15 protein-coding genes are annotated in these 12686 nt (G+C 43.6%); 13 read left to right on the top strand and 2 right to left on the bottom strand.

Annotation, left to right across the window (positions count from 1 at the left end; translation table 11 throughout):
• Window positions 1-33: 33 nt before the first annotated feature.
• Window positions 34-420 carry a kinase-associated lipoprotein KapB gene (locus BBEV_RS09300; RefSeq protein ID WP_069365225.1) on the bottom strand — a complete coding sequence of 129 codons (387 nt, stop codon included), beginning with the start codon at window positions 418-420 and terminating at the stop codon, window positions 34-36.
• A gap of 21 nt (window positions 421-441) precedes the next feature.
• Window positions 442-675: a DUF1128 domain-containing protein gene (locus BBEV_RS09295; RefSeq protein ID WP_069365224.1), complete on the bottom strand. Its 234-nt coding sequence runs from the start codon at window positions 673-675 to the stop codon at window positions 442-444.
• A gap of 140 nt (window positions 676-815) precedes the next feature.
• Here BBEV_RS09295 and smc point away from each other — a divergent pair, with 140 nt between their 5' ends.
• The 13 genes from smc (at window position 816) to BBEV_RS09230 (ending at window position 12622) form a co-directional block, all read left to right on the top strand.
• Window positions 816-4397: a chromosome segregation protein SMC gene (gene smc, locus BBEV_RS09290; protein ID WP_232318147.1), complete on the top strand. Its 3582-nt coding sequence runs from the start codon at window positions 816-818 to the stop codon at window positions 4395-4397.
• 15 nt (window positions 4398-4412) lie between these two features.
• Complete coding sequence (gene ftsY / locus BBEV_RS09285; protein ID WP_069365223.1) at window positions 4413-5423, top strand: signal recognition particle-docking protein FtsY; 1011 nt, start codon at window positions 4413-4415, stop codon at window positions 5421-5423.
• A 73-nt stretch (window positions 5424-5496) separates the two neighbouring features.
• Window positions 5497-5826 (top strand): putative DNA-binding protein, encoded by a 330-nt coding sequence (locus BBEV_RS09280; protein WP_069365222.1) that lies wholly within the window; start codon window positions 5497-5499, stop codon window positions 5824-5826.
• An 11-nt stretch (window positions 5827-5837) separates the two neighbouring features.
• Window positions 5838-7187 (top strand): signal recognition particle protein, encoded by a 1350-nt coding sequence (gene ffh / locus BBEV_RS09275; RefSeq protein WP_069365221.1) that lies wholly within the window; start codon window positions 5838-5840, stop codon window positions 7185-7187.
• Window positions 7188-7309: 122 nt separating this feature from the next.
• Window positions 7310-7582, top strand: coding sequence for a 30S ribosomal protein S16 (gene rpsP, locus BBEV_RS09270; RefSeq protein ID WP_069365220.1), 273 nt, complete (start codon window positions 7310-7312; stop codon window positions 7580-7582).
• 43 nt (window positions 7583-7625) lie between these two features.
• A complete protein-coding gene (locus tag BBEV_RS09265) occupies window positions 7626-7853 on the top strand; it encodes a KH domain-containing protein (protein WP_069365219.1) in 228 nt (75 codons plus the stop codon).
• Between the two features lie 110 nt (window positions 7854-7963).
• Window positions 7964-8377, top strand: coding sequence for a YlqD family protein (locus BBEV_RS09260; RefSeq protein ID WP_069365218.1), 414 nt, complete (start codon window positions 7964-7966; stop codon window positions 8375-8377).
• A complete protein-coding gene (gene rimM, locus BBEV_RS09255; protein ID WP_069365217.1) occupies window positions 8370-8894 on the top strand; it encodes a ribosome maturation factor RimM in 525 nt (174 codons plus the stop codon). Before BBEV_RS09260 ends, rimM begins: the two co-directional genes overlap by 8 nt.
• On the top strand, window positions 8891-9634 hold the full coding sequence (trmD, locus tag BBEV_RS09250; RefSeq protein ID WP_069365216.1) for a tRNA (guanosine(37)-N1)-methyltransferase TrmD: 744 nt from the start codon (window positions 8891-8893) through the stop codon (window positions 9632-9634). Before rimM ends, trmD begins: the two co-directional genes overlap by 4 nt.
• Before the next feature lie 130 nt (window positions 9635-9764).
• Window positions 9765-10112, top strand: a complete 348-nt coding sequence (gene rplS / locus BBEV_RS09245) for a 50S ribosomal protein L19 (protein WP_069365215.1) — start codon at window positions 9765-9767, stop codon at window positions 10110-10112.
• A 202-nt stretch (window positions 10113-10314) separates the two neighbouring features.
• Window positions 10315-10860: a signal peptidase I gene (gene lepB, locus BBEV_RS09240; protein WP_069365214.1), complete on the top strand. Its 546-nt coding sequence runs from the start codon at window positions 10315-10317 to the stop codon at window positions 10858-10860.
• Between the two features lie 19 nt (window positions 10861-10879).
• Window positions 10880-11737, top strand: a complete 858-nt coding sequence (gene ylqF, locus BBEV_RS09235) for a ribosome biogenesis GTPase YlqF (protein WP_069365213.1) — start codon at window positions 10880-10882, stop codon at window positions 11735-11737.
• 117 nt (window positions 11738-11854) lie between these two features.
• Window positions 11855-12622, top strand: coding sequence for a ribonuclease HII (locus tag BBEV_RS09230; RefSeq protein ID WP_069365212.1), 768 nt, complete (start codon window positions 11855-11857; stop codon window positions 12620-12622).
• The last annotated feature ends 64 nt before the right edge of the window (window positions 12623-12686 follow it).

Here is a 12686-nt window from a genome sequence, read left to right as displayed (position 1 = left end):
AAAATCCGAACCTGTTGGGTTCGGATTTTCGTATTATGCTATGGGGTAGTCTTTTTCAACAGCTTCAAGGGCTTTCAAGGCATGAAACGACCAATCCGTGTCTTCATTCTTCAGTTCAGTTTTCATTGTTTCAAGTGAATGCTTCAATGATTCATTGTATTCAGGAATCTCGCTGTCAAATGGTTTAACCGTGTGGCGTGGCATGTTGGCCTTCTCGCGAAAACTCAATGCCTTTCGCTCATGAAACAACGGAACATTGACTTCCTTCGGGTGGTGCAGGTCACCCTGCACCGGATGTTTTTCAACGGCGAGTATCTCTACTAGTACCGTTTGCTTCGTCGGATGATCCTCAATCACCCGTCCATAATAAGATCCGGTTTTGTATAGCGCCTTGACTGTCTGATTGGTTAATTCGCTCACCGACATCAACCTCCTGTTTGATTATTCAGGCTGACGGTCCCGCATTTGACCCAGCTCAGAAACGATTGCATTCAATTCACTGACACTGAAGCTGTCTTTACTCATCACCATGTCGTAAATTTCTTCGATATCATCATATTTATTCAGTGAAAAACTTTCAGCTTTTATAGCAGCTCCATTCACCACATGCAGTTTTCGCTTAATTTCTTCAATCATATGACTTAAATCATCACGTCTTGGATCATGTTCACTCATCTGAGGATCTCCCCTTTATTATTGTATTCATGTTGATCGTACAGTAACAGTGTACCATGAAAAGCAAAACATGCATAAGCTTGACGGAATCATCTTAAATCAAAGTTGAAAGTATGATAAAATTACAGGGTTAATGCAACATGAATGAGGTGAAAAACGTGTACCTGAAACGATTGGAACTGACAGGCTTTAAATCTTTTGCTGAGAAGCTGGGAATTGATTTTGTTCCGGGTGTAACGGCAGTAGTAGGCCCAAACGGTAGTGGAAAAAGTAATATCTCCGACGCAATACGCTGGGTTCTTGGTGAACAGTCCGCAAAAAACCTACGGGGAGCGAAAATGGAAGATGTAATCTTTTCGGGGAGTGATCGGCGAAAAGCATTGAACATGGCGGAGATCAGTCTCGTTTTGGACAATGAGGACCAGCACGTGCCTGTGGATTACAGTGAGGTTGTAGTGACGCGCAGGTTGTACCGGTCCGGGGACAGCGAATATTTGTTGAATCGGCAGCCGTGCAGATTGAAAGATATCACAGATCTTTTCATGGATTCCGGCCTTGGTAAAGAAGCCTTTTCCATCATTGGTCAGGGGCGCGTGGAAGAGATTCTAAGCAGTAAGGCAGAGGAACGGCGTATGATTTTTGAAGAAGCGGCTGGTGTCCTGAAATATAAATTCAGAAAGCAGGCCTCTGAAAAAAAACTGACAGAAACTGAAGACAATCTATCCCGTGTAAGAGATATTATTCATGAACTCGAACAGCAGATTCAACCCCTTGAAGAACAGGCCTCAATCGCCAACGAATATTTGAGTATGTCTGAAGAATTATCCACGATTGAAGCAGGGGTTCTTGTCAAAGAGATCGAGGAGTTACACGGACAATGGCATACGTTAAAGCAGGACCTTGAACAGGCTGAAGACATCAGGCGACAGCATGAAATTGATCAATACCGGATTGAGCAGGAAACCGAAAACGTGCGAAAAGAACTTGCCAGGCTTGATGAAGAGATACAGACGTGGCAGGAGGATCTTTTAAAGGCGACTGAAGAGCTTGAAAAATCAGAAGGTCAAAAGCAATTGTATGAAGAACGATTGAAGCACTTCTCAGAACGGAAAAATCAATTTGAAGCGGAGATGAAGGAGCTGAATCGTCAACTTCATCAGACGAACGAAGAACTTCAGCGCAGCATAAAAGACAAAGAAGAACAACAAGAACAAGTCGCTGCTTTGGAAGATCGCTTGAAGGATATTGAAGTATCATTGTTCACGCTGTCCGAATCCACAGAAGAACAACTTGAAGAATTAAAATCTGACTATATGGAGTGGCTGAATCGCAGAGCTGCAAAAGAGAACGATCAAAAACATCTGAACAACCAAGCTGAACGGCTTCGCAGTCAAATTCAACGTAAAAAAGAAGAAGTCGCTCATATTCAAGAAGAGCTGAACGAGGCGATTGAAGAAGTTCACTGCTTGACTGATGCTTTTGAATCTGCCAAACAAAAAACGCAGGATTGTCTTGATGACTACCGGATGTTGCACGAAAAAGAACAACGAATGCTGTCTCAGTTGAAACAGGAAGAAGAACAGCTCCAGAAAAAGGAAAAAGAACTGCAACAAAAGCGTTCCCGGCGCGATGTTTTAAAGGATATGGAAGAAGAATATGCAGGTTTTTTTCACGGTGTTAAAGAAATGCTCAAGCAAAGAGATGATCAATTTCCCGGGATTGTCGGGGCTGTAGCTGAAGTAATTTCCTTTGATTCATCTTTGAAGACAGCAGTCGACACTGCACTGGGCGCAGGACAGCAGAACGTGATTACCGAAACTGCTGATCATGGAAGGGAAGCCATCGCATATTTGAAAAAGAATGGTAAAGGCAGGGCGACCTTTCTGCCTTTGGACACGGTCAAAGAAAAGTCAATCAGTGCGTATGATCTGGGTCGTGTCAGTGAAATCCCTGGGGTCTTAGGGCAGGCCAGTGCCCATATTCAGGTGGAAGAACGGTTGCGGCCCGTGATCGAGCATCAATTAGGAAACGTGTTGTTTACAGAAACGCTGCATCAGGCTCAAAAGGCTGCTTCTATTCTCAAACACAGGTTTCGATTCGTCACCCTCGAAGGGGATGTCGTCAGCCCCGGGGGTGCCATGACCGGTGGAAGTATGCAACAAAAATCCGGGCAGATCCTTTCGCGTAAGGCTGAGCTGGCAACACTTATCGAACAGGTGGCAAAGGAAGAACGGCAAATTGCTGAAAAGTTTCAAAGACTTGAACAGCAGCAAAAAGAAGTTCATAACCTTCAGGAAAAGAAGGAAAATGAAAGACAAAAAGGTGAAAGTCGCCGGAGTGAGGAACGTAAAAGTGAAAATGATTTAAAAGAGAAAAAATGGCAAAGAGATACTCTTCAGGATAAATTCGATGCAGCAGAAATGTCTGCCACTGATTATCAGGATGAACTTGTTCAAACCGAGGAGCGTATATCCGAACTGACGAGTGGAATAAAAGAAGCTGATCTAAAAGCGGAACAGACTAAAGTTGAGATCGATGAACTGTCTGTTTCCCTTTCTGATAAACAGCAGCAGGAAAAGAAACTGAATGAATCCCGAAACGATTTAAAAATTCAATTGGCCTCTGCTAAAGAACAACTGCGGTTTATTCTGGAGACAGAAGAGAGACTGTCGGCTGAACTGCAGGAACTTGAGCAGTCAAAGGAAACAAAAACAGAAGCGATGGAAGAACAAGAGCGTTCACTGAAAAACGGAACGACGGCAAATGTTACTGAAACATTGGAAACCTGGAAACGAAAAAAAGATGAAGCGACTGAAACGATTCAAAAGCTTCGTAAACAACGCTTGGAAAAAGAAAGTGATCTTGACAGCAAAGATGGGGAATTGAAAGGTATTAATCAGCAGCTTCAATACACAAGGCGTATGGAGCAGGAACTTGAAGTCAAATCCAATCGGCTGGACGTGAACTTGGATACGAAACTGAATTATCTTCAAGAGCAGTATGAAATCTCTTTTGAATTGGCAAAAGAGCGTTATACATTAACCCTTGATTTATCGAAAGCGAAGGAGAAAGTGAAATTGTTAAGACTCTCCATCGATGAGCTTGGTCATGTCAATACGGGAGCCATTGAAGAATTTGAGCGGGTTAAAGAGCGCCACGGTTTTCTCTTTGAACAAAAAGAAGATTTGGAGAATGCGAAACAGACATTGCACAGTGTGATCCATGAAATGGATACGGAAATGACCCGTCGCTTCAGTGAAACCTTTTATCAGATTCAACATTGCTTTCAAGATGTATTCCAACAATTGTTTGGTGGCGGTCGTGCATCTCTCGAATTGACGAATCCAGACGATCTTTTGACCACCGGTGTAGATATCGTCGCGCAGCCACCAGGAAAAAAATTGCAGCATTTAGCCCTTTTATCCGGTGGTGAACGGGCTTTGACGGCAATTGCTTTACTCTTTTCCATCTTGCAAGTCAGACCTGTCCCATTCTGTGTGCTCGATGAAGTGGAAGCGGCACTTGATGAGGCGAATGTCGTCCGGTTTGCAAATTACCTGAAGGATTTCAGTCAGGATACACAGTTTATTGTTGTCACCCATCGAAAGGGTACGATGGAGGAGGCAGATGTATTATACGGTGTCACGATGGAGGAATCAGGTGTTTCGAGTCTTGTTTCGGTCAAACTTGAAGAATCAGAAAAATTTGCGGGCGTGCAATGAACCAGGAGGTAGCTTATGAGTTTCTTTAAAAAACTGAAGGATAGAATTGCCACACAAACAGATTCGGTAACAGATAAGTTTAAAGATGGACTTAGTAAAACAAGAAATTCTTTTGTTGGTGCCATGAATGATCTTGTAAAAGACTTCCGTGAAATTGATGAGGATTTCTTTGAAGAACTGGAAGAAATTCTGATCAGTGCAGATATTGGTGTGTATACGGTCATGGAGCTTGTTGAAGAATTAAAAGATGAAGCGCGAACGCGAAACATTCTGCACGCCGAAGATCTTCGGCCCGTGATATCTGAAAAGCTGGCTGAGATGCTGCAGAAATCTGAGCAGGAAAGTAAATTGAATATGCAGGAAGAAGGAGAATTAACGGTCATTCTTTTTGTCGGCGTAAACGGTGTGGGTAAAACCACATCAATCGGAAAATTGGCGCATCAGTTTAAACAAGAGGGGAAGAATGTCCTGATGGCTGCCGGAGATACATTCCGCGCAGGTGCCATTGAACAACTTGAAGTATGGGGGCAACGGGCAGGTGTTGAAGTCATAAAGCAGCAGGCAGGTTCGGATCCTGCTGCGGTTATGTACGACGCCATTCAGTCTGCCAAATCGAAAAAAGCAGATGTTCTCTTATGTGACACTGCCGGAAGACTTCAAAACAAAGTCAATCTGATGAATGAACTGGAAAAAGTGAAGCGTGTTTTGTCGAGGGAAGTTCCGACAGCTCCTCACGAGGTTTTGCTTGTTCTCGATGCAACAACGGGACAAAATGCCATGAGTCAGGCAAAGGCATTTGGAGAAGCAACGAAAGTAAGCGGTATCGTTCTTACGAAACTGGACGGTACGGCCAAAGGCGGTATCGTTTTGGCAATCCGTAATGAACTGAATATACCTGTAAAATTGGTTGGCCTGGGAGAAGGACTGGATGATCTCCATGAGTTTCAGGCGGAGCAATATGTTCACGGTTTATTTTCGGATGTTCTGGAAGAAGCTGAGCATGCCGCTGAAGGCGAAAACTACTGAGGTTGACACATGATAAGCCCTCTTGTATCATTGAATCTTGTAAAGCAATTTACCTTAACAAGGCGGTGTGAGCATGATTGATAAGACCGTCCGGATGAATTATCTGTTTGATTTTTACCAGGAATTGTTAACAACAAAACAAAATCAATACATGTCCTTATATTACCTGGATGATTGGTCTCTTGGTGAGATTGCAGACTATTTCGATGTCAGCAGGCAGGCTGTCTATGATAATATCCGGCGAACAGAAGCGATGGTGGAACAATATGAAACGAAGCTTCGACTGTTCGACCGATTCGAAAAGAAACAGTTATTGCTGAAAGAACTAAAACAACTTGTGCAGAATAACGGAAGACCGCAAGAACTGATGCCGCTAATAGAGGCATTGGAGAAATTGGAATAGGGGGCGTCTAGATGGCATTTGAAGGATTAGCCGAGCGCTTACAGTCAAGTATTAAGAAAATGAAAGGAAAAGGGAAGGTCAACGAACAAGACGTCAAAGAAATGATGCGGGAAGTGCGGCTGGCACTTCTGGAAGCCGATGTGAATTTTAAAGTTGTAAAAAAGTTCGTCGCCAATGTGAAAGAACGTGCTGTCGGACAGGATGTAATGGACAGCCTGACACCGGGACAGCAAGTCATCAAAGTGGTGAACGAGGAATTGACCAGTTTGATGGGCGGAGAACAGAGTAAATTAAATACGGCAAGTAAACCACCAACCGTTGTGATGATGGTTGGTCTTCAAGGTGCGGGTAAAACCACTACCACAGGAAAACTTGCGAACCATCTCCGGAAGCAGCATAACCGAAAACCATTACTTGTCGCTGCAGATATCTATCGCCCGGCAGCCATTCAACAGCTGGAGACGCTGGGAAAGCAGCTTGATATGCCAGTCTTTTCGTTAGGCGATCAGGTCAGTCCTGTCGAAATTGCAAAAAAAGCAGTTGAAAAAGCAAAGGAAGAACATCTGGATTATGTGCTGATTGATACAGCCGGTCGCTTGCATGTAGACGAAGATTTGATGAATGAGCTTACACAGATCAAAAATGAAGTGAAGCCTGACGAAATACTGCTCGTTGTTGATGCCATGACCGGACAGGATGCTGTCAACGTCGCCGAGAACTTTAATGAACAGCTGGATCTGACTGGTGTTGTGCTCACCAAACTCGATGGTGACACGCGTGGTGGTGCTGCAATTTCAGTTAAAGCGGTAACGGATACGCCGATTAAATTTGCCGGGATGGGTGAGAAAATCGACCAGCTCGAACCGTTTCATCCAGAAAGAATGGCCTCTCGAATCCTCGGAATGGGCGATATGCTTTCATTAATCGAGAAAGCACAGACGAACGTTGATGAGGAGAAAGCAAAGGAACTCGAGCGAAAAATGCGCACCAATGATCTGACCTTTGATGATTTTTTAGAGCAGCTGGCACAAGTCAAAGAGATGGGTCCCCTCGATGAAATTATGAATATGATGCCTGGTGCCGGGAAGATGAAAGGTTTGAAAAATATTCAGGTGGATGATAAACAACTGGCTCATATCGAGGCCATCGTGAAGTCGATGACAAAATATGAGCGGGAAAATCCATCTGTGATCAATGCAAGTCGAAAGAAGCGTATTTCCAAAGGCAGTGGCCGGTCGATCCAGGAAGTGAACCGGCTCTTGAAACAGTTTGATGAAATGAAAAAAATGATGAAGCAAATGTCAGGGATGCAAAAAGGGAAAGGTAAGCAAAAAGGCGGTTTTCAGATGCCTTTCATGTAATAGACCAGATAAAATCGAGAAAATTTCATGGTGTTAAGGTTTTTTCCTTTACTAGGGTTGATCAATTGATTGTTCTATGATAATATACGTAATTGTGCGAAAGATATTTGGAGGTGAGACACATGGCAGTAAAAATTCGTTTGAAACGTATAGGAGCGAAGAAATCTCCGTTCTATCGTGTGGTTGTGGCTGATTCTCGTTCACCACGTGATGGTCGTTTTATTCAAGAAATCGGAACTTATAACCCATTAAAAAATCCAGTAGAATTCCAAGTGGACGAAGAGTCTGCATTGAAGTGGATGCTTGATGGTGCAAAGCCTTCCGACACCGTAAGAAACCTGTTCTCAAAAGCAGGTTTAATGGAAAAGCTTCACAATGCAAAAAACGACAAGTAATGTTCGTTTCATTGCGTGGAAATAATCCAGGCAGGTGAGTGACATGAAAGAACTCGTGGAATCGATTGCCAAGGCACTTGTAGAGAATCCGGATCATGTAAAAGTTACTGAGGAAGAGAACGGCCGTTCATTGACTTTGAGGCTTGAAGTGCATCCGGACGACATGGGTAAGGTGATCGGCAAACAGGGCCGAATCGCAAAAGCGATCCGTTCTGTGTTGAATGCTGCAGGTACCCACCAGAATAAACGGGTACAACTGGAAATCGGATAACTGAAAGGCGATGGATAAACTCCTCGCCTTTTTTCCGTTTAGATTCGGACGGTATCTGTTCATTTATGTTAAAATATACGGTGGTAAGGATCAAATTGCGGAGGTGCAACATGGAAATTATTAAAAAAGTCGTTGTGAAGCAAATTTTGACAGAAGAAAGTCGTGACCGGTTGAAAGAGCAGTTCCTTTCACGCCAGTATCAGCTGACTAAAGAACTGAAACAACTGGAATTTGTACTTCATAAGAAAATGAAAGAGAATTCCTCTCAAAGTTATCAGCAGTCATTGAAAACAAGCTTTGACAAAGAGGTTGCGCGTCGAAAAGAGCGGCTTCGTCAGCTTGAACTGAAGTTGGGGCAGCTCGATGAGTTGGATCTGGGCTCTGAGCTTCGCGAAGGTACAATTCAGATGATAGAACAAGTAGCCGAAGGTGATAATTGGGATGAAGTAATGAAAGGCACGGAAATCGTCATCAAAGATGGTGTCGTTCATGAACTTCGTTCCGGAGGATTTGAAGATGACTAAGTGGTTGAACGTGGGGAAGATTGTAAATACCCACGGGATCCAGGGAGAAGTGAGAGTTATTTCCCGGTCAGACTTTAAAGAAGAGCGCTACCAGAAGGGGAATGAACTCTCTCTTTACAATCCGGAGCAGGACCACCGCTTAGTTGTTACGGTGGTCTCCTGGCGTCAGCACAAACAGTTTGATTTATTGACATTCGAAGGATATTCAAATGTCAATGAAGTGGAGCCCCTCAGAGATTATCTGCTTCAAGTGGATGCGGATACCATTGATGACGATTTGGCTGAAGATGAATTTTATTATCATGAGATTATCGGACTTGATGTTGTGGATATCAATCAGGGTCATATTGGCAAAGTGAAAGAAATCCTCTCACCTGGTGCAAACGATGTATGGGTGGTTCAACGTCTGAAAGGGAAAGATGTCCTGATTCCGTATATTGAGAATGTTATTCTTAAAGTTGATTTATCTGAGAAGCAGGTCACGGTTGAGATCCCCGAAGGATTGATGGATGAATGAATATTTCAATTCTGACCCTTTTTCCCGAGATGTTTACCGGTGTCTTTGGGCAGTCTATTTTAAATTCAGCTGCAGAGAAAGGGATTGTTTCTTTTGATGTTGTGAATTTCAGGGATTATTCCAAGGATAAGCATCAACGGGTGGACGATTATCCATACGGTGGAGGTGGGGGCATGGTCCTCACGCCACAGCCGATGTTCGATGCGGTGGAAGACTTGAAACATCGCACTTCAGGTGAGCCGCGTGTCGTTCTTCTCTGTCCGCAGGGTGAAGTTTACACTCAACAAAAAGCAGAAGAATTTGCACGGGAAGAACAGCTCATCCTGCTGTGCGGCCATTACGAAGGTTATGATGAACGGATCCGTCAAGAACTGGTTACAGACGAAGTTTCCATCGGGGATTATGTGTTAACCGGTGGTGAAATTGGTGCGATGGCAATTGCAGACAGCGTTACGAGGCTGTTGCCAGGTGCTTTAGGCAATGAGACCAGTGCTGTAACGGACTCTCACAGTACCGGTTTACTCGAACACCCGCACTATACAAGGCCGTCTGAATTCAGAGGAATGGCAGTGCCGGATATCTTACTGTCAGGTCATCATAAAAACATTGAGACCTGGCGCAGACGTGAAGCCTTGAGGCGTACGCTGGAGAGACGACCGGATATGCTGGAAAACATTCAATTAGATGATGAAGAGCGGTCTTTTTTACAAAACTTAAAAAACGAAAAGGAATCGTCTTAAATTCTTTATACCCGCTTGTCGGAGAGGGAAAGTTATGATAAGATAATCTTTGTGGCTTTAGTGCCCGATCAAGATGTTCCGCTGTCATGAAAGGTTTGACATGAAGGTCTGCAGGAAGGAGGCGAACAGAATGGAACAACTAATCAGAGATATGACGAAAGAGCAACTGAAAACGGATTTACCTCAATTCCGTGCCGGTGATACTGTCCGGGCCCACGTTAAAGTTGTCGAGGGAACACGCGAACGTATCCAGGTATTTGAAGGTGTTGTCATCAAGCGACGCGGAACCGGAATCAGTGAAACGTTCACTGTTCGTAAGGTGTCTTACGGTGTAGGCGTCGAGCGTACATTCCCTGTACACTCACCGCGACTCGATAAAATCGAGGTTATGCGTAAAGGTAAGGTACGTCGTGCGAAGCTTTACTATCTGCGTGCACTTCGTGGAAAAGCAGCACGAATCAAAGAAAGAGCGAGATAAAGTACGAAAAGGATCTGTCTTTGTGCAGATCCTTTTTTGCACTTTTCAGGAGATTTATTGCAAGGTGATGTTTGCAGTCAGTCAATTTTTCAGACCATTCCGTTTACAGAGAGCCATACTTTACAACAGCTTTCTTTCCAAAAATGTGATAGAATACATAAGAAACATCAGTATAAAAGTTTTTGAAAAGGAATGATGTCCGGTGGCAAAATCAGAATCATGGGAATGGGTAAAAGCGGTAGCGGTAGCTTTGATATTGGCTATTGTCATTCGCAGTTTTTTCTTTGCCCCAATTGTTGTGGACGGCCAGTCGATGATGCCGACGCTTGAACATAATGACCGGATGATCGTAAACAAAATCGGCTATAATATTTCTGAACCCGATCGTTTTGACATCATTGTTTTCAATGCACCGCAAAATAAAGATTATATTAAGCGGGTGATTGGCATTCCAGGAGATACAATCCGTTATGAAGAAGATACGCTTTTTGTCAATGATAACCCAGTAGATGAAGCTTATCTCGATGATCACAAGGCAGCTTCTGAAAATCCGCCTTTTACTGGAGATTTTGTTCTTGAGGACATTACTGGTTATGATACCGTTCCGGAGGATCACTTTTTTGTGATGGGTGATAACCGGCAACACAGTAAAGACAGCCGGCATATCGGCCTTGTACACGAAGATGAAATTATCGGCAAAGCAAATATGGTTTTTTGGCCGGTCGGGGAATTCAGGCTGGTGGATTAGGAAAGCAGGGAGTGGAAGTATGACCATACAATGGTATCCCGGACACATGGCGAAAGCAAGACGGCAAGTCCAGGAAAAGATAAAACAGATTGACGTTGTGATTGAAGTCGCAGATGCGCGGGCACCCCTGGCTTCAAGAAATCCTCTTGTGGATGAAATGACAAGTTCAAAGCCCAGGTTAATGATATTGAATAAAGCCGATTTGGCAGACCCGGAATACAACCGCCTATGGGCTGATTATTTCGAAAAAAAAGGTGACGCGGTAATTCTCGCTGATGCACAAAAAGGGAAAGGGATCCGTGAAATTCCAGTTAAAGTTAAAGAACTGGCTGAACCTTTACTTGCGAAATGGGCAAGAAAAGGAATCAGACCTCGTTCGATCCGGGCATTGATTATCGGAATTCCGAATTCCGGTAAATCGACGGTGATTAATCGCCTTGCAGGAAAACGAATCACAAAAATTGGTGACAAACCGGGAGTCACGAAGGCGCAGCAATGGATTAAGCTGAACAAAGAATTGGATCTGCTCGACACCCCAGGCATTCTTTGGCCTAAATTTGAAGATCCAAATGTGGGTCAGATGCTTGCTTTGACAGGAGCGATTAAAGAGGAAATCTTTGATTACGATGAAAGTGCTGACTATTTACTTCGTTTTTTAGGAGAGCATTATCAGACGCTTCTGATGAAAAGGTATCAACTTGAAACGATTCCTGAGAAAATCGAGGATCTGTATGATCAGATCGGTCATAAAAGAGGTATTTTAATTGCAGGTGGCCGAATTGACTATGAACGGGTTTCAGAATTGATTTTCAGAGATTTCAGGAACGGTCATTTTGGCAGAATCACTTTGGAATTCCCTCCAAAAACTTCCGGATAATTCTATCTGGAAGTTTTTCGATTTCTTTGGCTGAATAGAGGACTTCAGGACGGATTGATTTAACCGATATAAATGTAAGAAGCTTCTTCAATTTTCTAGTTTAGAGAGGTAAAAACGATGACAATCTCTGAAATAAAGGAACTCCTTGCAGTGATCTCGATGCCGGATGATGAACGACTGTCAGCGCTTCGAACAGATCAACGTATTGGTGTTCAAAAGTTGATTCAACAATGGGAGAAAGCATATGAACGTCAAAGGAAAGAGCATCAGGAATACGAAGCGATGCAATCGTTTGAGAACGAGGCTCGCAGTTCTGGTTATCAAGTGATTGCCGGTATTGATGAAGTGGGGAGAGGCCCTTTGTGCGGCCCTGTAACGGCTGCTTGTGTGGTTTTGCCTTCATTAATTTCTCTCAAAGGTCTGACTGACTCGAAGAAGCTTTCTGAAAAAAAACGAAAAGAATACGCGCAACTGATTGAACAACAAGCGATTGCTATCGGCAAGGGAGAGGCAACTCCACAAGAAATTGACCGGATCAATATTTATGAAGCTTCGAAGCTTGCAATGATGCGCGCACTGGAGGAAGTGAGAGATCAATGCACTGTCGACTTCCTTCTCGTAGACGCAATGACGCTTCCGGTTGATTTGCCACAAGAACACTTGATTAAAGGAGATGCGAGGTCCATTTCAATTGCTGCTGCGTCTGTGATAGCAAAAGTGACGAGGGACGAGCTCATGAAGGAATTTGATGAAATGTATCCTGAATATGGTTTTAAATCCCATATGGGCTATGGAACGAAAGAGCATTTGAGAGCGCTTGACACTTATGGCCCCTCAAAAATACATCGCATGAGTTTTTCACCTGTCAGGGAACGTGCTGACTAAATGAATCTATCATTCGTAGTCTGAATGATTGTTAAACAGAGAGGAGAGTGCTTATGTTCCAGGC

It is taken from the genome of Salisediminibacterium beveridgei (assembly GCF_001721685.1).
Lineage (GTDB): Bacteria > Bacillota > Bacilli > Bacillales > Salisediminibacteriaceae > Salisediminibacterium > Salisediminibacterium beveridgei.
This window is presented reverse-complemented; position numbering and strand designations above follow the sequence as displayed.

Coding starts and splice junctions, on each gene's coding strand:
- BBEV_RS09230 (WP_069365212.1), top strand. CDS start 11,855: ATGACAATCTCTGAAATAAAGGAACTCCTTGCAGTGATCTCGATGCCG.
- BBEV_RS09260 (WP_069365218.1), top strand. CDS start 7,964: ATGGAAATTATTAAAAAAGTCGTTGTGAAGCAAATTTTGACAGAAGAA.
- rimM (WP_069365217.1), top strand. CDS start 8,370: ATGACTAAGTGGTTGAACGTGGGGAAGATTGTAAATACCCACGGGATC.
- BBEV_RS09280 (WP_069365222.1), top strand. CDS start 5,497: ATGATTGATAAGACCGTCCGGATGAATTATCTGTTTGATTTTTACCAG.
- ftsY (WP_069365223.1), top strand. CDS start 4,413: ATGAGTTTCTTTAAAAAACTGAAGGATAGAATTGCCACACAAACAGAT.
- ylqF (WP_069365213.1), top strand. CDS start 10,880: ATGACCATACAATGGTATCCCGGACACATGGCGAAAGCAAGACGGCAA.
- rplS (WP_069365215.1), top strand. CDS start 9,765: ATGGAACAACTAATCAGAGATATGACGAAAGAGCAACTGAAAACGGAT.
- ffh (WP_069365221.1), top strand. CDS start 5,838: ATGGCATTTGAAGGATTAGCCGAGCGCTTACAGTCAAGTATTAAGAAA.
- BBEV_RS09295 (WP_069365224.1), bottom strand. CDS start 675: ATGAGTGAACATGATCCAAGACGTGATGATTTAAGTCATATGATTGAA.
- rpsP (WP_069365220.1), top strand. CDS start 7,310: ATGGCAGTAAAAATTCGTTTGAAACGTATAGGAGCGAAGAAATCTCCG.
- smc (WP_232318147.1), top strand. CDS start 816: ATGAATGAGGTGAAAAACGTGTACCTGAAACGATTGGAACTGACAGGC.
- BBEV_RS09265 (WP_069365219.1), top strand. CDS start 7,626: ATGAAAGAACTCGTGGAATCGATTGCCAAGGCACTTGTAGAGAATCCG.
- trmD (WP_069365216.1), top strand. CDS start 8,891: ATGAATATTTCAATTCTGACCCTTTTTCCCGAGATGTTTACCGGTGTC.